The organism is Roseburia sp. 1XD42-34, from assembly GCF_009917385.1.
Lineage (GTDB): Bacteria > Bacillota > Bacilli > Bacillales > Amphibacillaceae > Virgibacillus.
In genome coordinates, this window is sequence record NZ_QWLJ01000013.1 from 44838 (window position 1) to 70359 (window position 25522).

General features: G+C 37.7%; 22 protein-coding genes. 8 read left to right on the forward strand and 14 right to left on the reverse strand.

Annotated features, from left to right (window positions below):
• Positions 1–207: 207 nt before the first annotated feature.
• Positions 208–1068, forward strand: coding sequence for a lipoate--protein ligase family protein (locus tag D1839_RS09530; RefSeq protein ID WP_120379674.1), 861 nt, complete (start codon positions 208–210; stop codon positions 1066–1068).
• 249 nt (positions 1069–1317) lie between these two features.
• Here D1839_RS09530 and pta read toward each other — a convergent pair whose 3' ends face one another.
• Positions 1318–2286: a phosphate acetyltransferase gene (gene pta, locus D1839_RS09535; RefSeq protein WP_183030219.1), complete on the reverse strand. Its 969-nt coding sequence runs from the start codon at positions 2284–2286 to the stop codon at positions 1318–1320.
• 443 nt (positions 2287–2729) lie between these two features.
• On the opposite strand from pta, the gene hemQ reads away from it, so the two are divergent.
• The 4 genes from hemQ (at position 2730) to gerQ (ending at position 5336) form a co-directional block, all read left to right on the forward strand.
• Entirely contained in the window at positions 2730–3476 is a 747-nt protein-coding gene (gene hemQ / locus D1839_RS09540) for a hydrogen peroxide-dependent heme synthase (RefSeq protein ID WP_183030220.1), read from the forward strand.
• A 528-nt stretch (positions 3477–4004) separates the two neighbouring features.
• Entirely contained in the window at positions 4005–4139 is a 135-nt protein-coding gene (locus tag D1839_RS20815; RefSeq protein ID WP_286164767.1) for a hypothetical protein, read from the forward strand.
• 274 nt (positions 4140–4413) lie between these two features.
• Entirely contained in the window at positions 4414–4728 is a 315-nt protein-coding gene (locus tag D1839_RS09545; protein WP_286164768.1) for a cell wall hydrolase, read from the forward strand.
• Between the two features lie 143 nt (positions 4729–4871).
• Positions 4872–5336 carry a spore coat protein GerQ gene (gene gerQ, locus D1839_RS09550; RefSeq protein ID WP_120379677.1) on the forward strand — a complete coding sequence of 155 codons (465 nt, stop codon included), beginning with the start codon at positions 4872–4874 and terminating at the stop codon, positions 5334–5336.
• Positions 5337–6030: 694 nt separating this feature from the next.
• On the opposite strand, the gene D1839_RS09555 is transcribed toward gerQ, so the two are convergent.
• From D1839_RS09555 to D1839_RS09590, 8 genes are all read right to left on the reverse strand, one after another.
• On the reverse strand, positions 6031–6399 hold the full coding sequence (locus D1839_RS09555; protein WP_120379679.1) for a DUF423 domain-containing protein: 369 nt from the start codon (positions 6397–6399) through the stop codon (positions 6031–6033).
• 65 nt (positions 6400–6464) lie between these two features.
• A complete protein-coding gene (locus tag D1839_RS09560) occupies positions 6465–6770 on the reverse strand; it encodes a YwdI family protein (protein WP_120379680.1) in 306 nt (101 codons plus the stop codon).
• Between the two features lie 404 nt (positions 6771–7174).
• The gene (locus D1839_RS09565) at positions 7175–7312 is read right to left on the reverse strand and encodes a hypothetical protein (protein ID WP_166554446.1); all 138 of its coding nucleotides are present in this window, start codon (positions 7310–7312) and stop codon (positions 7175–7177) included.
• Positions 7313–7460: 148 nt separating this feature from the next.
• Positions 7461–8036: a cytochrome c oxidase subunit 3 gene (locus D1839_RS09570; RefSeq protein WP_120379681.1), complete on the reverse strand. Its 576-nt coding sequence runs from the start codon at positions 8034–8036 to the stop codon at positions 7461–7463.
• Complete coding sequence (ctaD, locus tag D1839_RS09575; protein ID WP_120379682.1) at positions 8029–9948, reverse strand: cytochrome c oxidase subunit I; 1920 nt, start codon at positions 9946–9948, stop codon at positions 8029–8031. Before ctaD ends, D1839_RS09570 begins: the two co-directional genes overlap by 8 nt.
• 26 nt (positions 9949–9974) lie before the next feature.
• Complete coding sequence (gene coxB / locus D1839_RS09580) at positions 9975–10658, reverse strand: cytochrome c oxidase subunit II (RefSeq protein ID WP_120379683.1); 684 nt, start codon at positions 10656–10658, stop codon at positions 9975–9977.
• A gap of 591 nt (positions 10659–11249) precedes the next feature.
• Positions 11250–11549, reverse strand: a complete 300-nt coding sequence (locus D1839_RS09585) for a phasin family protein (protein ID WP_120379684.1) — start codon at positions 11547–11549, stop codon at positions 11250–11252.
• A gap of 17 nt (positions 11550–11566) precedes the next feature.
• Positions 11567–13213: an ABC1 kinase family protein gene (locus D1839_RS09590; RefSeq protein WP_120379685.1), complete on the reverse strand. Its 1647-nt coding sequence runs from the start codon at positions 13211–13213 to the stop codon at positions 11567–11569.
• A 220-nt stretch (positions 13214–13433) separates the two neighbouring features.
• Here D1839_RS09590 and D1839_RS09595 point away from each other — a divergent pair, with 220 nt between their 5' ends.
• Positions 13434–14783, forward strand: coding sequence for a YjiH family protein (locus D1839_RS09595; protein WP_120379686.1), 1350 nt, complete (start codon positions 13434–13436; stop codon positions 14781–14783).
• 263 nt (positions 14784–15046) lie between these two features.
• Here the strand turns inward: D1839_RS09595 and D1839_RS09600 are convergent, their stop codons facing one another.
• Positions 15047–16057, reverse strand: a complete 1011-nt coding sequence (locus tag D1839_RS09600) for an acyltransferase family protein (RefSeq protein WP_120379687.1) — start codon at positions 16055–16057, stop codon at positions 15047–15049.
• Between the two features lie 579 nt (positions 16058–16636).
• Complete coding sequence (gene ku, locus D1839_RS09605) at positions 16637–17488, reverse strand: non-homologous end joining protein Ku (protein WP_120379688.1); 852 nt, start codon at positions 17486–17488, stop codon at positions 16637–16639.
• Positions 17489–17595: 107 nt separating this feature from the next.
• Here ku and ligD point away from each other — a divergent pair, with 107 nt between their 5' ends.
• Entirely contained in the window at positions 17596–19413 is a 1818-nt protein-coding gene (gene ligD / locus D1839_RS09610; protein WP_120379689.1) for a DNA ligase D, read from the forward strand.
• 5 nt (positions 19414–19418) lie between these two features.
• Here ligD and D1839_RS09615 read toward each other — a convergent pair whose 3' ends face one another.
• The 3 genes from D1839_RS09615 to chrA form a co-directional block, all read right to left on the reverse strand.
• Positions 19419–20459, reverse strand: a complete 1041-nt coding sequence (locus D1839_RS09615) for a potassium channel family protein (protein WP_120379690.1) — start codon at positions 20457–20459, stop codon at positions 19419–19421.
• Positions 20460–21232: 773 nt separating this feature from the next.
• Positions 21233–22624: an L-cystine transporter gene (locus D1839_RS09620; protein WP_120379691.1), complete on the reverse strand. Its 1392-nt coding sequence runs from the start codon at positions 22622–22624 to the stop codon at positions 21233–21235.
• A 416-nt stretch (positions 22625–23040) separates the two neighbouring features.
• Positions 23041–24219 (reverse strand): chromate efflux transporter, encoded by a 1179-nt coding sequence (gene chrA, locus D1839_RS09625; RefSeq protein WP_120379692.1) that lies wholly within the window; start codon positions 24217–24219, stop codon positions 23041–23043.
• A gap of 174 nt (positions 24220–24393) precedes the next feature.
• Between chrA and D1839_RS09630 the strand changes: the two genes are divergently transcribed.
• The gene (locus tag D1839_RS09630) at positions 24394–25089 is read left to right on the forward strand and encodes a Na-translocating system protein MpsC family protein (protein WP_120379693.1); all 696 of its coding nucleotides are present in this window, start codon (positions 24394–24396) and stop codon (positions 25087–25089) included.
• The last annotated feature ends 433 nt before the right edge of the window (positions 25090–25522 follow it).

Below are 25522 nucleotides of genomic sequence, written 5' to 3' on the forward strand. Positions count from 1 at the left end.
AACGAGTCAACTGAGATAAAGGAATCACGGTGAGGCGACGAACCGATGATGACTTATCGTAGGGCGATTCGTGAAGTCGCCTAGTTGCTGGGCGATGGAGCCGGACGTGGCTTCGGTTATTTTGTTATCTCCAAGCGCCTAAATTTATACTTTCTTATTCTATAAAATATGATACGTTATTAGCGTAAAAAAAAGGTCAGGTGCTTTATGAAAAACTGGAAAAACTTGATAGCCCAAACAACTTTTCGTTATATAGATCATTCAAGCACAAAGATATTTGATCAAGAAGCTTATACAGCTCTTCACTCATTTGCAATTGATGATGCCCTAGCATTATCAGTTAGTGATCAATTATCTCCACCAACCATGAGGCTATGGGTGCACTCTAATACAATTGTACTTGGAATTCCCGATGCAAAACTGCCTTATATCAACGAAGGTGTACAGCAATTACGGCAAGCTGGGTTTCATGTTGTTGTTCGGAACTCTGGCGGACTTGCAGTTGCTTTAGATAACGGTGTATTAAATATCTCCCTTATTTTCCCTGATGTCAAAAAATTATCCATTCATGAAGGATACGAAGCGATGGTTAACTTTGTTCAATACATGTTAAGAGATCTGACTACCAAGATTGAAGCCTATGAGATTGCTCACTCTTATTGTCCCGGAGACTATGATTTAAGTATTAACGGGAAAAAATTTGCTGGAATATCACAGCGTCGTGTGAAGGATGGTGCAGCGGTTCAAATCTATCTAGATGTGGAAGGAAATAGTTACAAACGAGCAAGCGTCATTAGAGACTTTTATATAACTAGCAAAAAAGGCGAACCAACCAAGTTTAGTTATCCAATGGTGGACCCAAACGTGATGAGCTCTTTATCAGAGTTGCTACAAACTCCCCTAACGGTAAAAGATGTCAAGATAAGAGCGATGAACGCATTATTAGAGGTTTGTGAACATGTTATCGAAAAAGATTTTACGCAAACAGAATATGCTCATTATCGAAAACGGTTAGCACAGATGAAAAAGCGTAACGAACCAATTATTTTTAGAAAAAAAGATAGTTAGATATCCCTTCTCCATAACAAACCTAAAATGAGTTCATCTTCTCCTGCTACATGCTAATGGTAGCAAAGCTCCCGTATTGTCACTAAGCTAAGCACCTATTCTTCAGGTCTTAACAATAGACAGATCCACCCTACTTTCTATCTTATCTGCTCTAGGTCAAAGCTTTGCAACCAACTTAAAAATTAAATTTGCCCTTTATAGCTAAACTCGTGAAAGAGTTCACTATAAAGGGCATAAACCTTGCTTCGATTAAGCTTGTGCTGCTGTGATTAACGCTAAATTATAGACATCCTCAGCGTTACATCCGCGGGACAAATCATTTACGGGCTTATTTAAGCCTTGTAAAATCGGACCAACTGCTTCAAACCCACCTAAGCGTTGAGCAATTTTATAGCCAATATTTCCTGCTTCAAGACTTGGGAAAATAAATACATTAGCATCTCCTTGCAATACTGCGCCAGGAGCTTTTTTCTTAGCTACACTTGGTACAAACGCAGCATCAAATTGGAATTCACCATCAATAACTAATGATGGATTCTTTTCTTTTGCAATATGCAATGCTTCTACGACACGCTCTGTTTCTTCTGATTTCGCTGATCCCTTTGTAGAAAAGCTTAACATAGCAACACGCGGGTCTACGTCAAATAGCTTTGCAGTATTGGCACTTTCGACTGCAATTTCTGCTAGATCTTGACTATCGGGAGCGATATTAATCGCACAATCTGCAAACACATATTTTTCATCACCGCGAACCATGATAAATACACCTGATGTCTTTTTTACTCCTTCTTTTGTTTTAATGATTTGTAAAGCAGGTCTAACTGTGTCTGCCGTAGAATGGGTAGCCCCACTTACAAGACCGTCCGCCTGATTCATATACACAAGCATCGTGCCAAAGTAGTTTTCATCTAAAAGTATTTTTTGTGCATCCTCTTTTGTCGCTTTTCCTTTACGGCGTTCCACAAATGTTTCCACCATTAAATCAAATTCGGCAAACTCTTTCGGATCAATGATTTTACATTGTGAAACATCTACGCCTGCTTCTTGCGCTTTCTGCTTTATCTCTGCCTTATCACCGAGAAGAACCGGTACTAACACCTCAGCGGCAGCCAGTTGACTTGCAGCAGTCAATATACGTTCATCTGTCCCCTCTGGGAAGACAATAGATTTAGATTGGCTCGAAATTTTTTCTTGCATTTGTTTAAATAATTCACTCACTGTTGACAAACCTCCTAAATGATTATACTTAAATAGTAGATGATTTTACGAGCAAATGAAAGTATTTCTCTTTTCTATTGCTTATTTTTTGACATTCTCATGACAATTATCAACCTAACTGCTTGTTCAGGGTCTATATCATGCTTAGTATGCCTTATTTATGCTATAGTAAAGGCAGAATTGCATCATTTTTCATGTTTATCTATACATGTAACTCGCAGAAAATCCTTTTCTTCCTTCCTCAAGAGGAATTTGAACGAAGAACCGATTCGTTGCGAAGGCTTTAAGGTAGTAAACATCAGTGAGGATAAAAAAGACTCTCCCTGATGGAAGATTTCTTTATACACTACTGCTCAAGAAGTAATATGCGATATAAGCTTGCTTTGCTTCGTTTGCTTTTTGAATAAGTTTTTAACGATTTCATAAATAAAGGGGAGATTATAATGGTAGAAGCAGTAGAAACGATGGATGGCTGGTATAGCCTGCATGATTTTCGAACAGTAGATTGGGGCTCATGGAAATTAGCCAGTGAAGATGAACGACAAGAGGCTATTGCTAGCTTACAGCAAATGATTACTCAATGGGAAAAAGTAGAATTAGCTAAAAATGGCAGCCATGCACTATATAATATTGTTGGACAAAAAGCTGATTTGATGTTTATGTTCCTGCGTCCAACTACGAACGAATTAGCAGCGATTGAAAATGAACTGAATAAATCAAAAATAGGAGAGTTCTTAATTCCTGCTCATTCTTATTTTTCCGTAGTTGAATTATCAAAATATCGCCCTTACAAAGAAGAGCACCCAGAATTAATTCCAGAAGTTGCAAAACGACTTAAACCGATTCTTCCTAAATGGGAGCATGTCTGTTTTTATCCTATGGATCGACGCCGCCACGGTGAGGAAAACTGGTATACATTAGAAAAAGATGTACGTGGCAAATTGTTGTATGAACATAGTATGACCGGCCGCAAATATGCAGGGAAAGTTTCCCAAATCATCACTGGATCCATCGGACTCGATGATTGGGAATGGGGCGTTACATTATTCGCTCACGATCCACTACAATTCAAAAAAATTGTATATGAAATGCGATTCGATGAGGTTAGCTCTAAATACGGAGAGTTTGGAGAGTTCTTTGTCGGTAACCATCTTGCCAACAAAGATATTATATCTTTTTTTGAAATATAGTTAATTTAAATATGATAACCTATTGGTAACTAAGAAACGCCCTGTTATGTGATAATTTATCACATAACAGGGCGTTTCTCTTTAGCAAATATGAGAATAATAGGGTTTCATAGCGCGGAGTAGTGTGAAACGGAGTTCGTCTTCTAATCACAGGCATGAGCCAACTTTCATTAAGATATTTCATTCGTACTTTCTTCTCTGTTCCTCTAATTAATAACCAACCCACTTCACTGTTAAATAAAGTGCAACTTCAATCATTGAAGTTTTCATTTATTCCCCACTAGATTGTTAGTAGACCAAGGGGTATGACCTACAGGCCGCTTACGAAATAAAGCATTTAAGCGCTGTTATCTACCACCTAGTCTTGTTGCATAGTATTTAAACTAATATTGAGAACACCCAAATTAACAAGGAAGGGGGAAATATTGCAATTGCTTACTTGAACGAGCAGATACCGCCCCAAACGAAGCCAACGAATAGAAGTACATGGTCAAGATTGCCTGCTACTTCTAGAGGTGAGAAACAACCATGCAAGCGATCGTAGAGAAGACGATCAATACGTTCGGTCAAATAGGTATACTTTGTAATAATGAGGGAATACAATTTCAGCAAAATGAACTGATCGGTATTACTGTCAAACAATTGCCCACACCTTTAAAGTAATATTTATTTGCATTTATATACAACAAAAGCAGCCCTGCCGTACTTAACAGCAAGCAGCTCTATTATTGATACTATATATCAGTTGTTACGTATTCAGGCGAATCATTATTAATCGACTATTCAGCAACCAAAGAAACGATCGTTGGATGAATCAGATCATTGGCAAAAAGCTTTTTGAAAATTTTTCTGCCTGAATTTTTTATTACACATATTCCTAACCAGTTTTTCATACATATACTAATACAACCAGATAAGACGGAAATGAGGAATGCAAATGGCGCTTGTAGCACATACCGAAAAAGATATAGAGTTATTAGCAAGACTAATGCGAGCAGAAGCAGAAGGTGATGGTCAATTAGGGATGTTAATGGTTGGAAATACTGGAATTAACCGAGTGATTGCTAATTGTCTAGATTTTATTGGAATAACAACAATTAGCGATATGGTATTTCAAAGCCCAGAGGGATTTGAAGCAACCCAAAAAGGTTATTTTTATCAGCGAACAAGAGAACGGGAGAAGCGCTTAGCGCGTAGAGTTATTCAAGGTGAACAACAACACCCTGCCACAAATTCCTTATGGTTTTTTTGAACCTGAAGGAAGCTGCCCTGCTCAATGGTATGGGCAGTGGAATGCAGGACGCTATAAATCCCATTGCTTTTATAATCCATTAGCGTCAGAGTGTCCTAACGTTTATCGATGAATAAATTACAAAAAATAAGGAGGTTTTTTTAATGAGTGACAATCAAAATAGTCAGCATATAAGCTCGTACCAGCCATATCCTTACTATTATTATCCAGCAGCTTCATCTGCTTATTATCCCATGTATCCGATGCGGCAGCAGCCAACCAATCAACCTTATCAACAATCACAAACACAACCTTACCCACCTGCAGCAGGTGGGACAATTCAGAATCAACCCATGCTGCCTGAGCAACAATCCTACATTGAAAACATATTACGGTTAAACCGCGGCAAAGAAGCAACTGTCTATATGACGTTTGAAAATAATGAACAGTGGAATGCTAAAGTATTTCGTGGAATTATTGAAGCAGCAGGTCGGGACCATATTGTACTTAGCGATCCTCAAACAGGAAAGAGATACTTATTACTTATGGTATACCTTGATTATATTGTCTTTGATGAGGAACTAAATTATGCTTATCCTTTCGGTAATACGTCCTATTCACCACGATAAGTCCTTTCATTTTCAGCATTAAATAATAGTGATGATAACCTGAAAAGCGCATATGCTCGTTTCGTAAAGACACTTATGGGTATTAATTTATCCAACATGTAGCCGACAATAAGATCTGCTCTTATACCAAAGTAAATGTAGGAAGATAAGTACTAGAGTCTAACTTCAAGTCAACAGCTCTGTTTATTTAGAATCATTAGGAACCGAAGGTAAACCCCATCGATTGAAGATTCACTTTAGAAACGAGAACTAAATAAAGGGATGGCACATAATTCCTTTGTGTCATCCCTTGTTTTTCATCTGATTTAGCATGAAAGTAAGCGAAAAGAGAGGCGGATATAATGAAACACCCTTATGAAAAATTCGTTCTAGTTGAGCTAATATCATTGGGTGCTGCAATTCCTTTTGCAATATTTGCTTTAATGAAAGGCTACACTATTGTTGTTATTATATGCCTATTTTTGCTTGCAACCAGTCTTATTTGTGATAGTTTAGTCCAATGGTACCTGTACCAATCATTTTCTTCACATGTAATAAAACAGGCAGGACGGGCACTACTCATTGGTATATTCGCTATTTTTTTCCTGTTCCAACTATAAATATGAATTTGTCTCTAAACAGGGATCCAAGCCTTGAAGTTCCGTAGAGACTGAGATCTGACGCATTTTCCAAACCGTATTTATGAAAAACTATTTTAAATATGCTTCACAATGAATGTTCCTAAAAGTATCCAGCCTATTAAAAATGCCACCCCTCCAAGAGGAGTAATCATTGCAAAGGTTTTAACCGCTGTTGTAGAATAAAGATAAAGGCTACCAGAAAACAATAAAATTCCAATAAAGAACATCCATCCCGCCCACGTTACACCAACACTATGTATCTTCATCATTAATAAACCAGTTACGAATAATGCCATGGTATGAAACATCTGATAGTTTACCGCTTTTTCCCAGGTAGCAATTGCACTCTTGGAAATCTTTCCTTCTAAACCGTGCGCACCAAATGCCCCTAAAGCAACTGCTAAAAACCCGTTAATAGCACCTAAAAGTAAAAATAATTTCATGTTCTCCCTCTTTTCTTATGAAGCTCCTTTGCAGAAATAAACAGATAACTCATTACTGATTCATTCTAAAAATCAAATAGTGAATCGCCATTTGCTTCTTCATGATCTATTTTAGATGGATGTCTGGATTCCTGCTGCTTGATTTTTTCCGCACCTTTTTCTCCAAGCATCATTTTCATTTCTGCCATAGATATTTGGTTCGTATCTTGCATTTCCGCGACTGCTTTTGATGGCTCATCAAGAAGCAAATCACATAATAAACGTATATGACGAACATGCTGATGCAAGATCGCCTCGTTTTCGGCATTGCTTTTTGCTGCATGCAATTCCTCTAGCATTTTTTTAATGACGGTCGTATTTGTTACAGCCACTACACTTGCTCCTAACTTTGAAGTATATATTTCTATTATAAAAGGAGTTTACATTAAAAACAAACCCACTTGCTCCGAAGCAACAGAACGTTTATTTACGATACTGACAAAGATGAACTTCGGCGACTTTCCTGTAAACTCATGCGAATTCGGTATGAACTTCGGCGATTATCTATTTCTTACTTAGTAGAAATAGAATAGAAACTAGTTAAGCAAAAGAGAAAACGGTTATCAACAACCAACTTTCAAAACGCATGCATGGTACACGTCTTCGTATGTTAGGACAAAGTCCATCCCCCGCATAGATTAAAGTGAAAATAAAAAGTCCTGATGCTTGGCAGGACTTGTTTCTTTTCATTCCTATCTTTCACCCTATCAACTCGAACAAATAGCTTATCTTTTTATTATACATTTAGCATTTTCTTGGGTTTTTCCTCCAAATAACGATTATACACCCATTGCAAAAACAATATTTCATTATCAAGCAGCTGTCTACCTAACCTACTTTCTGTATTCTTACATAACTGTAAAAAGGTTACCATACGATCGAGAATCCCCCTATCGAGCTGATATTTCCTTCCATTGTAACGTGCTTTTAATAGAAGCGCAATAACTTTTTAGTTAATAGGCAGAATTTACAGATAACTACCTAATTTGACATATTAGATTCTCGCTAAACCGACATTATTTTTATACTAAATACGGCAAATAGACAATAAGTATAATAAACACCCATATACAGTCCACAAAATGCCAGTAGTACGAAAAAATAGTTTGTTTTTCTTTATATAAGGAGTACGACACGTTAGGTCGAACATAATGAATAAATAAAACAATCATCCAACCGATACCAAAAGTAACATGCGCTGCATGCAATCCTACAAGAACATAAAAAGAAGATAAGAAAACACTCGTACTTAATCCATATCCCTCTTGAACAAAAGTATAAAATTCATAGCTTTCTAAGCCTAAAAAAACAATGGCGAGACCTAAAGTTAGTCCAAGGCTTAATAACGTTTTCTTACCCTTCCTTGCTTGTATCCCTTTTTCGGCTACATATAATGTCACACTACTAGATAGGAGGAATAAGGAAGAGAGCAATACCATTTCCGCTTGAAACACATCGGAAGGGTATGGACCACTTCCTGCAGGAGTAAAAATCATATACGTTGCAAATAAAACAGCAAACATCACTGCTTCCACACCTAAATAGATAAAGAAGCCTACTTTTTTATCTTGAAATAATTCTGCTTCCTGTTTACGCATGATCATCACTCTTTCCATAAAAATCTTCTCGTTCATCTGTTATTGAACGCAAAATAAGCAATGCAAACAACATGACGCCTCCTAGTATGGCTAACCAATACCAACGAAATGTTAACCCAGTACTAACAATGAATAAGCTCATCGCTATACAAAATGGTTGGATGGAATCACGTTCTAACGGCTTAACTCGTACGTTTGTCGTTGCCGGAAGTGGTTTGTTCTTTACTTTTGCATACCAATATGCGTCCATACTATGAATCACTGGCATTGGTTCAAAAGTGTGCTCTGGGGCTGGTGAAGATACCGTCCACTCCAACGTTCTTCCATCCCAAGGATCTCCTGAAACCTTCTTTTTCTTTTTATGGGTTTTATATACATTCCAGATCACAAACAGCATGCTGATTCCCATTAGAAATGCTCCGACTGTACTTATTGCATTTAATATAAAGATACCGTCCGCTTCACTGTACGTATATACACGTCGCGGCATACCTTCTAGTCCAGTAATATGCATTGGGAAAAATGTGATATGATATCCGATCAAAAATGTCCAAAAATGCCATTTACCTAATTTTTCATCTAACATATAGCCAGTTATTTTAGGATACCAATAATATAATCCGGCAAATACACCAAGGATGGTAGAGGCAATAATGACATAATGAAAATGAGCAACGACAAAATGAGTATCATGAAATTGAAAATCTGCCGCTGATAAAGATAACATGACTCCTGTCACACCACCAATAACAAAAGAGGGGATAAACCCTAACGCAAATAGCATTGGTGTTGTGAAATGAATAACGCCGCCACGCATCGTAAATAACCAGTTAAATACTTTAATCCCCGTAGGAATTGCAATTGCCATAGTAGTGATAGCAAAAAAGGTGTTCACTACTGGTCCAAGCCCGACCGTAAACATATGATGTACCCAAACCATAAAGCCTAAAAAGCCAATAAGTACAATGGAAGCGACCATTGTTCCATATCCAAAAATACGTTTTTTAGAGAAAGTGGAAATGATATCTGAAAAAATACCAAACGCAGGTAATGCTAAAATATACACTTCCGGGTGACCAAATATCCAAAATAGATGCTGCCAAAAAACAGGGTCTCCTTCATCCCCGGAGAAAAATCCGGTGCCAAAAAGTCGGTCAAACATCAATAAATATAAAGCAATCGCCAGCACCGTAAATGCAATTAAGATTAGAAAAGACGTAATTAACGACGCCCAAGCGAACAATGGCATACGTGTATAAGACATACCTGGAGCACGATGACGTATGATCGTGACAATTAGATTTAACGCTGTGAATATGGTTCCTAAACCAGATATTTGTAAACCAAACACGTAAAATTCCGTTCCGGCGCCTGGCGTAAATTCGGCTCTTGATAATGGAGCATAGCCTGTCCATCCTACTTCTGGCGTCAGATTAAGAAAGAAAGCGATATTAAAAAATAATGAACCAGCGAAAAACAACCAAAAACCTAATGAATTTAGGAACGGAAAAGCTAAATCTTTAGCTCCAATTTGTAATGGTACCGCAATATTCATTAAGCCAAGCAGCAATGGCATTGCTACAAAGAATATCATCAACGTCCCGTGTGTTGTAAACAATTCGTTATATTTTTCCCCTTGAAAAACCCAAAAATCATTGTTGGGAACTGCAAGCTGTGTACGAATAAGTAAAGCATCCACACCAGCACGAAAGAAGTAAATAATTCCAAATAGCAAATAGAGTATACCTATTTTACGATGATTGGTTGTTTTCATATAATCCCAAACAACCCCTAACTTTCGCTTTTTAATAATGATATAACCAGCCACTATACCAATGAGAATTACGGACACCCAAGCAGCTATAATATCTGTTGGTATTACCAGTTCATACCCAAACACGGACAGCTTCACGATGTCATCACCTTTCATTTCTTCTATTATTGATGGAGATATTGCGCATATGCCTGAGTAGATACAACTTCAACCTGAAACGTCATATCTGTGTGACCCAGACCGCAATATTCCGCGCATTTTCCTTGGTACGTACCTCTTTGTGGATGTTTGATTTCATACGTTAATTCTTTTCCAGGCATAACATCCACTTTTCCACCTAGTTCCGGCACCCAAAAAGAATGGATAACATCCTCGGATCTTAAATTCAAGATGATGGATTCACCTTCCGGAATAACTAACTTGTCCATTTCTTCTTTTCCATTCCTATGGCGAAACAGCCAATTAAACTGTTTGCCCGTTACATCAATTTCAATCCCCGCGTCCTCACTTTCCTTGGTCCATTCTGGGGATTGGTCATATGTAATCGCTAGTGTAGGAACAGCCAAAATAATTAACAATAAAACCGGGATGATTATCCAGGTTATTTCCAATTTGATATTCCCTTTTACATCTTTTGGCAAGATATGTTTTCTGCTATTGGTATAACGATATTTCCATACAAAACGAGCAAATAAAATAAATACGGTAACAACAACAATCATCATGATCCAGAAGCTAAACGTAATTAAAAACGCCTGTTCACTTGCTGTTTCACTCTTTGGATCAAGAACAGTAATGTTACACCCAGTCAAAAGTAGCACTAGTGATAACAGAAATACTTTTTTCATCGCCCTCACCTTTTCCTAATTGTTTAGCAGGAGGTGGTTTGCATCATGCATAAGCGTTACCCTACCACTTTCTAAATCCCTAGCCGAATAACGTGCTTGCAAATCTGTCCATACACTCCTGAAAAGCTAAACTTTGAAGTCACTTTTCATAACTAACCATTTAATATTTCCATAACATTGATTGTTTTCCCTACGTAGATCATAAATTAAACATTATTCCGTACTTCGTTTTTAAATTGCAATTAGAAAAACTTGGCTTGTCGCCAAGTCTTATGGAGAAAGCCTTTTGTTTTTCTTATACTATAAACCAAAAAAATCTTATCCTTTCCTATAGTGGAACAAAGGCGCAGAGCGCCCGTTTAGCAACGTAGCAACTGGAACGAAGCAACGAAAGTTTTAGGAATCATGGTAAGGATACGAGAACCAATGATGACTTATCGGAGGGCAATGGAGTGAAGTCGCCTAGTTGCTGGGCTCATGCGCTGGACGTGGCTATTCCGTTATATCGTTATCCCAATGCCAAAATTTTTATACTTTCTTATCTCTTAAAAAAAGAGAGCAAATCAATATATGATCTGCTCTCACTTAATATTATTTTTCTGCTAATTTATTTTCCAGCTCTGTTATTCGATTACGAAGTTCTTCTACTTCTTCTTTTGTCGCTAATCCGATATCATTAGCAAGTTTTTGCATTTGCTCCTGTTGTCGACTTTGCCACTCTTCTTTCTTTGCTCCTCCCTTATCGACAAACTGCTGCACTAACGTTTTTGCCTGCTCTTGTGTAAGTTCATTTTTCTCTACTAATTGTTTCACTTTAGTTTCAAATTTCTCTTTACTAGTTACTGCTGCACCTAATCCAAGTAAAAACCCTTTTCTTAATAAGTCATTCATAATATCCACTGCCTCCTTTAATTTGTAGATTGAATCATTTTATAATGTTTCCTCAATATAATCAGTAGGATGATTACAAAAACAATCACACTACATAGCGCAATCACCGCAGTCAGTTGCCATTGTAAATAATATGATCCCGCTGCACAACCTAAGCTGATAAGTAAGAAAATGGTGCTTACTACTTCCAATATGACAAAATACTGGTGTTTTAATCGTTGCTTCTGTTTTTGTTGATCCCACTGTCTATCCCTAGTTCCATTTTCCAACCAATCTAAAACGGCTTGTGGGTAAGAAAGAAATGGTTTAACCGTGTCTTTTGCGTATTGCTTATATAATGTCTCAGCAATTTTCTTACCGTCAAACCATTTTTTCAGTTCAGGCTCTGCCCATTTTTGAAAATCAATTTCCGGATAAATCGCTATTAAAATTCCGATAACAATGGAAACCGCCCTTCCCAAATAAGCATATTCCGCAGACAGCTGGATAGGTTGCTCACGAATTACAAGCCGAATGTCTTCTTTGATTTGATCCATAACATGTGCATCCTGTATGTTTATTGTACCACTTTGATACATTTCTATCGTCTCTTGAATGACCCGTTTTAATTTATCACGATCCGCGTGTGGTAAAATAAAATTCATTTCATCCAGCGTTTTAATAACCTGGTCGTAATCATCCATCACAATACTTTGAATCAACTGTTTAAAATAATGGCTGTCTTGTTTACGTACTTCCCCTACCATACCAAAATCAATAACCACAATCTTCCCGTCTTGTTGCACTAAAATGTTCCCCGCATGTGGATCGGCATGAAATTTTCCTGTAGTTAAAAATTGTTCCAAATAAAAGTCAAATAAAGTTTTGGCTGTTTCTTTTGTGTCAATTTGGTGACGATTCATAAAATCTACGTCCGTTATCTTTGCACCTTCTACCCATTCCATAACAAGCACGCGCTTTGTACATAATTCATCTATGTAAAACGGAATATGAATAGCGGTGTTCTCCTTAAAACGCTCCTTAAAATACAGGGCATTAGATAATTCATGATCAAAATGCAGTTCCCGATTCATAACGGTTACAAGCTCTCGATACAATGAAGGTAAATCTGTTTTCTTCCCAAAAGAAGTAAGGATAGATATTAACCAAAATACAATTCGCAACGTTTTAAAATCTTTATGAAACACCTCTTTGATTCGATAACGCTGTACTTTAATAGCAACCTCTATCTGGCTATCTTTTAACTTAGCTCGATACACCTCGCCAATCGAGGCTGATGCAATGGAAGGTGTTTGAATTTCTTCGATATGCGCATCAATAGAAGTACCCCATTCTTCTTCCATAATTCGACGCGCATAAGAATAAGGCATGGCAGGTACCCGGTCCACAAGACCACTAAGTTCTTTAATAAATGCATCCGGCATAAAATCTGTTCTTGTACTAAGAAACTGGCCCACCTTGATTAAGACGCCACCAAGCAGAATCGCTTTTTGGCGGTATTCCTGTGCCATTTTTGTAATTAAAAGATTCCACTTGTCAAATGTTTCATCATCCCAAATACGGTGTTTAAAATGAAAGCTATAAATCTTCGCAATAAACTTTAACGTCATCCAAACCATTACGATACAACGATAACCTAAATTATATTTTAACCGTTTATGCAATTTAAACACCTCATTATTGTATACCCTTTTCCATTCCAGACTAAAACTATATCCTTTTTTATGACTTTATTGTTTTGAACTTGAAAAAGATTCTTTCATTAGCACGCGCACATTTGTTGCGGGTTTGATCACCAAAGTTTTCATCCATTGATAATTAAACATTGGATAATCATTCATTTTCCCTTATAATAATAAGAAATAAAGAACGTTGGGGGATTTTATGAAAAATAACAACTATTCCTTTTTGGATCATATTAAATTTATTATACCATCTCTTATTGGTGTTTTTTTATTTATGTCACCAATCAAAACAGATGCTGGGCTTACTATTCCCATTGCTATCCTTGCTGGTAAAATTGAATCGTTATTGGCAGATCAATTATCAGCCATTATGACGGTAATTATCGTATTTACAGCACTTATGACTATCATTGTTCGATTTCTTGGCAAAGAAAAGTTAAACAGAACGCCATTTTTTCGACAACTTTTTTATGTCAATCTATTTTGGACGATAACGAGAGTGCTTGCTGCTATATTTGCCATTATGGTATATTTCCGCTTGGGACCGGAATTTATTCATAGTGCCGACACTGGTCAAATGCTACTAGGGGATCTCTTACATGTTTTATTTGCTGTCTTCTTATTTGCAGGGCTATTTTTACCGTTACTGATGAATTTTGGGCTGCTTGAATTATTTGGAACGCTAATGACGAAGGTAATGCGACCTTTATTTCGGCTTCCTGGTCGCTCCTCTATTGATTCCTTAGCTTCTTGGGTGGGCGATGGCACCATTGGTGTATTAATTACAAGTAAGCAGTATGAGAATGGGTATTACACGAAGCGCGAAGCTGCTGTAATTGGGACGACATTCTCCGTTGTCTCGATTACCTTCTCGTTAGTTATCATTTCGGAAGTCGATCTTAAAGAGATGTTCCTGCCATTTTATGGTACCGTTTTGGTTGCTGGATTTGTTGCTGCATTAATCATGCCGCGAATTCCTCCACTTTCGAAAAAAGCAGATACGTATATAAACGAGGAATCTGAAGGAATTTCCGAACAGATACCAGCTGATGAACATATTCTATCATATGGCTACAAAAAAGCATTAGACCGAGCCAAGCAAGAAACAAGTGTGTATAAACTTTTCAAAGAAGGGGCACAAAATATTTTGGATATGTGGATGGGAGTTGCCCCAGTCGTTATGACCTTTGGATTAATTGCGCTAATCATTGCAGAAACAACTCCTCTTTTCCAATGGCTTGGCTTGCCTTTTGTTCCTTTATTAGAGCTGTTACAAATCCCATATGCAAAAGAAGCATCTGAAACCGTGTTGATCGGATTTGCGGATATGTTTTTACCATCGATTTTAGCTTCAACTATTGAAGCAGACATTACCCGCTTTACCATTGCAACATTATCTGTCACCCAGTTAATTTATATGTCAGAAGTAGGCGGATTATTAATTGGCTCTAAAGTACCCGTTTCCTTTAAAGATTTAGTGATTATCTTTTTATTACGCACACTGATTACTTTACCGATTATCGCACTCATTGCACACCTCATCTTTTAAAAAACAGCCAAGCTAAAAAACAGCCAAGCTAAAAAATAGCTTGGCTGTTTGAATTTAGAAGTTAAAAGTATAAAAATATTGGCTTTGGGATAATGATATAAAGGAATAGCCGCATCCGCCTTAAGCGCCCAACAACTAGGCGACTTCACGAATCGCCCTACGATAAGTCCTCATTGGTTCATGCCTCACCATGATTCCTTTATCTCGTTTGATTCGTTCCAGTCGCTACGTTGCTAAACGGACGCCCCGCACCTTTGTTCGAATTATTTCTGTTCTAATTCTTGTGCCGTTTTTGTATACAATTTCTTCATAATCGATGCCTTCCCTTCAATAAATGGCTGCCAAATCCCTTGTACTGGACGACTGGATAAAAGCAGAACGAGAAGGATTGATAAAACAGCAAGACCCATGAAATCAAATATTCCATCTATTTTAAACAGGTCTGCTTGACGGAAGTATTGGATAAAAAATCCATGTAGCAAATATACATAGAGTGTACGGGTGCCGAGTACTGTCCATTTGAAATGTTGGACTGGTATCCAAGAAAGTACACTTAAAACCATCAATGCTGCAGATAAGTAAACTAATAACCTTGCTAACCCTCCAAACTCTGGAAGTCCTAAATCACCATATGATTTAGAAGCGAGTAGCCATCCGGAATTAAAATCAGGTAAATAATAGATAGCAATAGCGATTCCAACCATAACCATAAAGGAAACTACCTTCACTGCTTTCAGCTTGACAACCATTATTTGTTTTTCTGTTAAAAAATAACCCACTAAAAAAAACGGAAAGAAAACGAACGTGCGCGACAAGCTGAACATTTGACCAATCTCACTAAAATAACCTACGATGAGGCCAAGTTGTACAGCAATAGCAACGCTTAGTAATGGGGGTAGCTTTTTAAACCAATACAATAACAGATGCCAACAAAAAAGGCTGAATAAAAACCACATCGCCCAGTGTGGACTGAATAAATCTGTTTGCCAGCCTGGTTTATCGATTAAAAAATAGTAACCTGTATAAAGCAATTGAAAAATCACATACGGTAGTAATAGTTTTTTCATTAATTGTAATACATAATTCACCGATCCAGAGCCTTTGGCAAAAAAGCCTGCTAGGAGTATAAACGCAGGCATATGAAACGTATAGATCCACAGATAAAGTGTCTGGATATATTTCGAGTCTTCTGTGAAAGGCTGTATCATATGTCCAAAAACAACTAAAAAGATCAGGATGACTTTTGCATTATCAAAAAAAGATTTTCTCTTCATCGTTCACCCGTCCTTTTCGATAAATTTTATTTTTATTTCAAAAAGCAGGGAAATTTCAGAGAAGTAAGTTTTGAAAAGTGTCAAGACGTTAGTTGTTTGTATGAGCCATGCTAATAAAAGCAATCCATGAATTTCGTCCGTTTTTTCCAGGCTTTTTGAACACGCTTAATCTTAATCCTACTTTTAAAAATAGGGTGCACTATTTACTCTACCCTTTTTGGACACCGTTTGCATATGAAAACACTCGTTTTCATACACTTGTTAGCGTTTTGTAAACGGGTTGAAAAATAACCATCGATATGTAATAGAATCGTTAAAAGAAGCAATCTATTGGATTACTTCTTTTTAAAAAGATAAGAAAACATAAAATGAGGTGCTTGGAGATAACGAAATAACCGAATAGCCATGTTTATCTCATTCCATTCGCTACGCAACAGGCATTTAGGTTTGTTACCCCCTTAGACTTATTGCAGGCTGCAGTTATCCACTCCTGAAGTCGGTTTCTTACAGCACCTTATATACGGGATAAACACCTTTATCGAATGATTTACTTTTACTTCTTATTAAAAGTGAATACCATTATGTCCCTGTTTTCTTCTTTTTTACCTTTTTTTCCTTTTGTTTAGATGGTTGGGGCTGTTTTGGTTTCGGCTTATCCTGCTTCGCTCGTTCTAATGAAGCTTGTAAAGCATCCATCAAATTTGTTGCTGCACCTGGTGAAGGCTTATCCTGCACAGTAGCTGTTTGATCTTGGTCCTTCTTTTGCTCAATCAAATCAAGCAATGCATGTCTGTACTCATCCTTATACTTTGTCGGATCGAAAGCTGTGGTTAATTGTTCGATCAGCATTTTTGCCGTATCCAATTCTTGGGGGTTCGCTTCCGCCTCTTTAGGAACATTAGGTACATCTGCAACACTGCGTACTTCATCTGGATAGTGTATCGTTTCGACGACTAATGTATCCTGATAAACACGAATGATTGCTAATTGTTCTTTAGAGCGAATCATCATTTTAGCAATACCGATTTTTTCAGTTTCCTTCAATGCTTTCCGTAATAGGCCGTAAGCTTTAGCGCCACCTTCATTTGGAGATAAAAAGTAGCTTTTTTCATAATAAATGGGGTCCACCTCAGCAAGTTGTACAAAGTCAACAATTTCTACAGCCTTATCTGCTTGTTCCTGTTTCAATGCTTCCAGCTCTTCTTCATCCAAAACGACGAATTTATTCTTTGCGTACTCATAGGCTTTGACAATTTCTTCGTTTTTAACCGGGCGTTCACATACAGGACATGTGCGCTCATATTTAATAGGTGATTGACACTCCTTATGCAATTGCCTTAATTGAATATCTTTATTCTCCGTAGCGGCATGCATTTTTACAGGGATGTTCACAAGACCAAAGCTGATCGTTCCTTTCCACATCGTATGCATTCTCATTCCTCCTTAAACGTAGTTTGCCAAAGTTTAAGGAATTTTATCCAAGTATGGTTATTATTCTTGCTCTTGTATCAAACTAAGTTTAGAAAGGAGAACAGAACATGTATGTCATGAAGCCTATACCCAGTGTAGATATCCCAAGAGGTAAAGAATGGCTATATGAAGTAAAATACGATGGTTATCGTTGCACATTACAATGGACTAAAGAACTTATCCAATTACGAAGCAAAAATAATACAAATTTAAGTAACCAGTTTCCAGAAATTATCCAAGCCTGTTTGCAGCTCCAGGAACAAGTCGAATCCCATTTGCCCTTAACAATGGATGGAGAACTTGTCATATTAAACCAACTATATCAAGCAAATTTTGAGTGGGTTCAAAAACGTGCCAGGCTACGGACAACATCTAGCATCGAAACCGCTTCTAAGCAACGTTCTGCCAGTTTCATGGTTTTCGATATACTGCAGCACCAAGGGGAGTCTATGTTATCGATTGAATTGGAAAAACGCAAAGAATACCTCCAGCTACTATTTAAAACGTATCCTTTCTCACAAGAACTTATATACGTAACAAGTTACAAAAACCCCGACCAGCTTTGGAAGGAAATTTTTAGACATCTTGGAGAAGGTATGATAGCAAAGCGGAAAAATAGTCTCTATAAGCAAGGGAGTAATCACCAAGACTGGTATAAAATAAAAAACTGGAGGTCGTTAAGTGGCTTTTTAACAGCTTTAGATAAAAATAACGATTATTTTCAAGTAAGCGTATATAAACATAATCAAATCGTCCCGATCGGGAAATGCAAGCATGGGCTTGATTCAAAAGAAATGGATATTTTAAGACAATTATTTCAAACAAAAGGAGATCTAAAAAGCAATACTTATATTTTGCCTCCTGCTATTTGTGCCACCATTCATAGCCTTGATTTATATAAGCAAGAATTACGTGAACCAGCTTTCAAGCAAATACTTCCACACGCACGTCCAGAAGAAATGACTTGGGAAAAGCTACAACTTGATCAAGCTATGTTTCCAACAGATGTTGAAATAACAAATCTTGACAAAGTCTTCTGGTCGAAACCAGGCTATACGAAAGCTGACCTCTTGCTTTATATACGGCAAATAGCTCCTTACATGCTGACGTTTTTTAAAAGCCGTGAACTTACAATTATTCGCGCGCCTGATGGGATAGATAAGGAACATTTTTTCCAAAAGCACTTGCCCACCTACGCACCTGCTTTTATGCCAAGACATGAACAACAGGGAAAAAATAGTATCGTTTGCGATACATTAAACGACCTCATTTGGTTAACCAATCATGGTACCGTAGAATTTCATACGCCGTTTCAAACCATTGCAACAAATACGCCGGAAGAAATTGTCTTTGATTTGGACCCACCAAGCAGAGACCGTTTTTCTTTAGCAATCAAAGCAGCTTTAAATATGAAATATCTATTTGATGAATTACAGTTGATCTCTTTTGTCAAAACTTCGGGAAATAAAGGGCTGCAAGTATATATCCCAATTCCAAGCGGAAGCATGTCCTACGAAGATACTGCCTTATTCACCCAAACCATAGCACTTACACTAGAAGGCACCTTCCCAGCACTATTTACCACCGAACGATTGAAGCATAAACGTAATGGCAAGCTTTATATTGATTACGTCCAACATGGGAGAGGAAAAACGATTATTGCACCTTACTCGCCTAGAAAAACTCCGGAAGGAACAGTCGCCATGCCCTTATTTTGGCATGAAGTAACGGATGATTTAACTCCGCAAAACTTTACAATAAAAAACGTCGTTGAGCTTGTAAAAGAACGGGGTTGTCCATGGCAACGTTATGAAACCGTAAAAAAAAGCCAAAACCTAGAAGTAGTTTTGACTTTTTTGCGAAATCACTCCCTGACGAATGATTAAAAACACTAGTAGGATGGAACACCTTGACGAAGCAGGTTGGTATATACATCCTCATCGCAAATAATGAACAGCTGGGCATCATGGGGAATTGGCTCTTTCAGTTGGTTAATAATGGATAAATCGTTGCGATTAGATAACAATACCGCTCCTTGGGCAGCTAACGCAGTTCGAGCATGTTCAAATGTATTCCAATCTGCCTTTTTTCCAATCGAATATAGATCATAACCATGATGGCTCGTTAATTGTCTAATAATTTCACTCGAACCATTAAATAAAATGGAGCGAGCTGCTAAGTGAGCCGCAGTATCGTTCGCAGTAATAAATTCTTCGACGGCAGCATGCTTAAAGGCCGGAATATGTGTTGATTCCAATACTTCGCAAATCGTATAAATATTTTGCGAAAATTCTCTCCCTATACTCTCTAACGTTGTAGCAATAAGCAATGTTTGACCGTCTGCTTGAGAAGCGGGTACGCCATCTTCAGAAGCAAATATCATGACCGATTTACTTTTTAGCAAATTTGCCTGGAACAATACATCGCGATTGGCAGGATTACCGTGAACAAATTCAACCTGTTCATGGATCAGTGGTGTTTTTTCGATTTTCTCATCAATAAGAACAATCGGAATATCCTTAAACGTATGTAAAATCTCATCTAATGTGATCCTTGCTTTCTTCGTCCAATTAATGAGAATAATATGGTCTTCTGTATTAATATTCAATCTACCTTCCTCCTTTAATCGCTTGCGAATGCTCAAAAAATCAATTGCCTTACCAATAAAAATGGTCATTAAACCGATCCCAACAATATATAAAAACATAGCAAAAATCTTCCCACCAACTGTTGTTGGCGAAACATCTCCATAGCCGACCGTTGTTACAGTAGTCATCGTCCACCACAAGCCTTCAAATGGGCTTGCAAATGTATCTGGTTCTAAATAATAAATAAAATAACTGCTTGCAAACACTAACGTAAGTGTTGCAAAAAGTAAAAACCAATGATTCAGTTTAATGACTTTAACGAATAATTGTTTAAAAAAAATCATATACTCCTCCTATTTCATTTCTCCCGTAAAAACCTTTAACTACTCAAATAGTAACATATTTCACCTTTATATATCGCACATTTTCCTATGAATCTCGTAGGAAAATGCCAATTTCAGAACATCTATCTTAAACTATTTTAACGTCTGGAAAAACTTGTGCTAATGCTCCCTTTCCAAACGAAGGTATTTGTTTTCAAAGATAGAATTACTCCTTGCGCTAAAGGAATGTTTTATAACGGAACAAGGCGCGGGGCGCTCGTTTAGCAACGTAGCGCATGAAACGAATCAACGAATGATAAAGTGAACCTTCCATCAACGGTGTCTGCTTCATTCCCGCTGATGGTTAGTACCGTAATGGTATAACCTAAAGACCTTTGAACGAATCGGGGACTTGGGTGCTGTTGCCTCCCGCTTCGACTTATTCAGCTCACATCTTCCATCCTCAGACCGTGGAAGTCTACAACGCCTTTTTATGGGATAAAGAATCATCCCACTAAAACAGGAATATGCCGACGTCTGGGCGGCAAGCCCGCTTTTACTCGGTCCTTCCTCTTAGAGTCGAACCGATGAGACCTTATCGGAGGGAGCATTTCTAAAGTTGCATCGTTGCTGGGCTCACGCGTCGAACGTAACTAGTCGGTTATTTCGTTATCTACAAGCACCTCATTTTATAAGTTCCTATACAACAAAAAAGATGCTCACTTCCTATTAAGAAGTAAGCATCATATTATTTTTTCTAATAAAATTAACCTAACACTACTTAGAGGACTTTTCTATATTTCCGGTGCTTCTTGAATTGCAGATTTATCCTGATACGTTTTAACGTTTAACTTATTTAAAATTCTCGCTGTTAACGTTCCAGTAACCATGGAACCATTCACATTAAGCGCTGTTCGACCCATATCGATAAAAGCTTCAATTGAAATTAATAAGCCGGCTAAAGCGACTGGCATGTTCATAGATGATAAGACAATTAACGCAGCAAAAGTGGCTCCGCCACCAACTCCAGCGATACCAAAGGAACTAATTCCGACAATTAAAACAAGCTGCAAAATAAACCCTGGGGATAATGGATCTATTCCCATCGTCGGGGCAATCATAACTGCAAGCATCGCCGGATAAATACCTGCGCATCCATTTTGTCCCATCGTTGCGCCAAAGGAAGCCGACATATTCGCTATCCCCTGATCAACACCTAAAGCGTGCTGTTGGGCTTGAATATTTAACGGAATCGTTCCAGCACTAGAACGGGATGTAAAAGCAAATCCTAAAACTGGAATAGCTTTACGCAAGTATATAAACGGATTAAGACCAAATAAACCTACTAAGATCAAATGGATGACAAACATTACAAACAAAGCGACATATGAAGCAACTACAAACTTGCCTAACTCTAAAATACCTGCAAAATCTGTACTTGCTACTGTATTAGCCATTAATGCTAAAATTCCGTATGGCGTTAGACGAAGAATAAGGGTAACAATCCGCATAACGACTGCATATAACGCATTAACCATTTTTGTAAACATTTCAGCCTGTTCGGGATTTTTTCTGCGGACACCTAAAACAGCAATCCCTACAATCACAGAGAAAATAACGACAGCAATTACGGAGGTGGATCGGTCACCTGTCATATCTAAGAAAATATTTGACGGTATAAAACTAACAATTTTTTGCGCTGTAGTCTGTTCTTCTACCTCTTCTAAAGTAGATTCCAAGATCGTCCCTCGTTCGTTTTCTGCCTGCCCTGCTTCAATCTGTTCTGCACTTAAATCAAATAACGTAGCTGAAACAATACCAACTAACGCAGCGACCATTGTCGTCGTAATTAAAATCCCAATTATCCAGCTTGCCATTTTTCCTAATTCTGCTGTTTTTTCCAAGTTAATAATGGATTGGATAATGGATACTAAAACGAGCGGGATAACGATCATCATTAGAAAGCGAATATAGCCACTACCAACAATACTGTACCAATCTGTTGTTTCCGCCAATATGTCAGACCCAGCTCCATAGGCCCATTGAAGAATAGCACCTAAAACTATCCCTGCGCCTAAACCTGTAAACACACGCTTGGTGAAGGAAAAATGTTTTTTCTGCATCCAAATAAGAATTCCTATAAGTACTAATAATATCGCCACATTCAATAACGTATACATTCCCATACCAAATACCTCCTTTATCATATTGTTTGCATATTGGTTGAATTTATCATATGCATGTTGCACCAGCCGTGGCACTAATAATATATTAATCCGATAAAAATACTAAGACTTTAATTAGGTTACAATTTTTTCACCTTACTGTCAAGGGATCAATCCAGTTTTTTATCAAAATAATAACCTTAGATACGAATATATCGTCTTATAAACTATTCCCTATATAATCTTTATATTAGAAAACTGGGCTTGTCGGCAAGTCTTATTGCGGAAGCCTTTGTTTTTCTAATACTATAAACCAAAAAAATCTTGTACTTTCCTATAGTGCAAAAAAAGACAATCCCCAACTACATATGTTGGCAACTGTCTTAATTGCATGTGTTTTTTTATCCTTGCAAAAGATAGGTTGTCTCCAGCTCCAGTTAAACAAACAGATGAATAATATCCCCCGCAATTACTCCTATGATCACAATTAGCCACGCTGGGACTTTCCAAAAATGTAATAAAGCAAATAAAATAACTGCTAGCCCAAAGTCGGCTCCATCTAAAATGGAACTCGTAAATACTGGATCATAAAACGCTGCTAATAATAAACCGACAACACTAGCATTTACTCCCGTCAAAATACCTTGAAAGCTGGAACGTTCACGAAGCTCGCTTAAAAACGGCAATGCGCCTACGATCAGTAAAAATGAAGGTAAAAAGATAGCGCCAGTAGCAATAACAGCTCCGATTATTCCATTCATCATCATACCTACATACGAGCTAAATGTAAATAACGGACCAGGAACTGCCTGCGCCACACCATACCCTGCTAAAAATTCATCACTGGTTAAAAATCCAGTCGGCACAACTTCCTGTTCCAACATAGGCAATACAACATGTCCCCCACCAAACACTAATGAACCAACGCGAAAAAATGTATCGGCAATCTGTATGTACATATGTGGAAAGATACGTGCGAGAATCGGTAAACCAATAAGAATAGCAACTAATATTGAAAATGCAAGCATTCCCTGCTTTTTTGATATCGGCACGGCAAAAGAAGCCAGCTTTGTTTGTGCTTTATTCTTAAATAAAAGGTACCCAAGACAAGCCCCTAGTAAAATAATTATAATTTGTACAAAGGTAGAAGGAAAAAGGAGCATAATAAGTGCAGCTGCTAATGCAATCGCAATTCGCGGTTTATCTGGTGTTAATTTTTTTCCTAATCCTAAAACAGCATGAGCCACAACCGCAACAGCAACAATTTTTAAACTGGAAATCCAAGTTGCATCACCGAGCGTAAACGATTGATAGAAGAAAGCGAATAGCACAAGAACTATCACAGATGGCAATGTGAATCCAAGCCAGGACATTACTCCTCCTAACCACCCACCTCTTAGCATTCCAATTGCAATGCCTACTTGTGAGCTAGCTGGTCCTGGTAAAAATTGACAAACAGCGATAATATCCGCATAGGTTTTTTCGTCCAGCCACTTCCGCTTATCAATATATTCGGACTTAAAATAACCTAAATGAGCCACAGGACCCCCAAAGGAGGTTAACCCTAACATTAAAGAGGTACGCAATATTTCTAGTTTTGAATGTTTTACAGTCATAAATGCCTCCACATCAAAATTGTTACTAAGAATCTATCACAATTCGCATATAATGTTAAGTTTTTTTACATAACTGTAATAGGGAGGTTTCTTGTCACTGTCTATGTGGTAATGATATACTAAAAAAAGGGAATACAAAAAAAGGTGTGTTCCTCCAAAAAAGGATGACTCTAAGTGAAAACAAAAGTAAAGTCAACAGAAGCTTCCATTGCCAGTGCAACTGGTAAACTATTAAGAAGCTATTTCGGTAAAGGGCCCGGGGCATTATATGTATCCTTAGCCCATTCCTATTTAACGATTTATCTGAAAGACTTTATAACTCCGATGGAGAATGTGTTACTCGAACAAAAACAAAACATAAAAGTAGAACAAGCACGAGATGTCGTCATGAATAAATGTAATCCGGAGTTAAAAAGGATATGGCAAAATGAATTCGGAATTACTATCCAACAACTTTATTATGATTGGAATTTAACAAACAAAAGCGGCATTCTATTTGCGGAAATAAAAGCAACACATATAACGAACAACTCCTGCTCGCTTTCAGACGAAGAAAGGGCAGGAATTCATCAGGAGATAGAACGCTTTACAGAAAAGGCACAAAAAGCACCTCGCAATATTGAGTCTGTTCGTTTAAATGAGCGAACTATTGTATCGAAGCGAGAGGATATCCTCGTTACCATTGAGAAAGAGCTCATCTCCTCCGGCTTTGAAGAAGAGCTAAGACTTTCTAAACGCAAGCTGGAAAAAAATATTATGGACAGAGAATATTTGGAATCGATTTTAAAGCAACAAATGGAGGATATATTTGTTGATTGGGATTTCCATCATGACATAGGCTATGTAGTAATAATTCTACAAGCTGTATAGATACATGAATTGGCAGGAATGTCGAGACATTAGCGCTTGGACATAAGCCGAAAAGGAAGCAAACCTTTTCGGCTTTTTTATAAGATAAGAAAGTATAAAATGAGGTGCTTGGGGGTAACAAAATAACCGAATAGCAACGTACTGCGCATGAGTCCAGCAACGATGCGACTTCGCGAAATCGCCCTACGATAAGGCGTCATTGGTTCGTATCCTCACCATGATTCCTAAAACTTTAGTTGCTTTGCTCCTACGTTGTTAAACGGACGCCCGCGTCTTTGTTCATATGGTTGAGGCTTTTCATCCACTGGTTGTTACTACCACTAGGGTATGAATCGCCTTTGTACAGAATGGAGCATTGCTAGCAGTTACCCCCATTTTCCTAGGTTTCCCTTCATAACATGGAAGGGCGGGTCTTGCTGCCAGTTCCATGCAA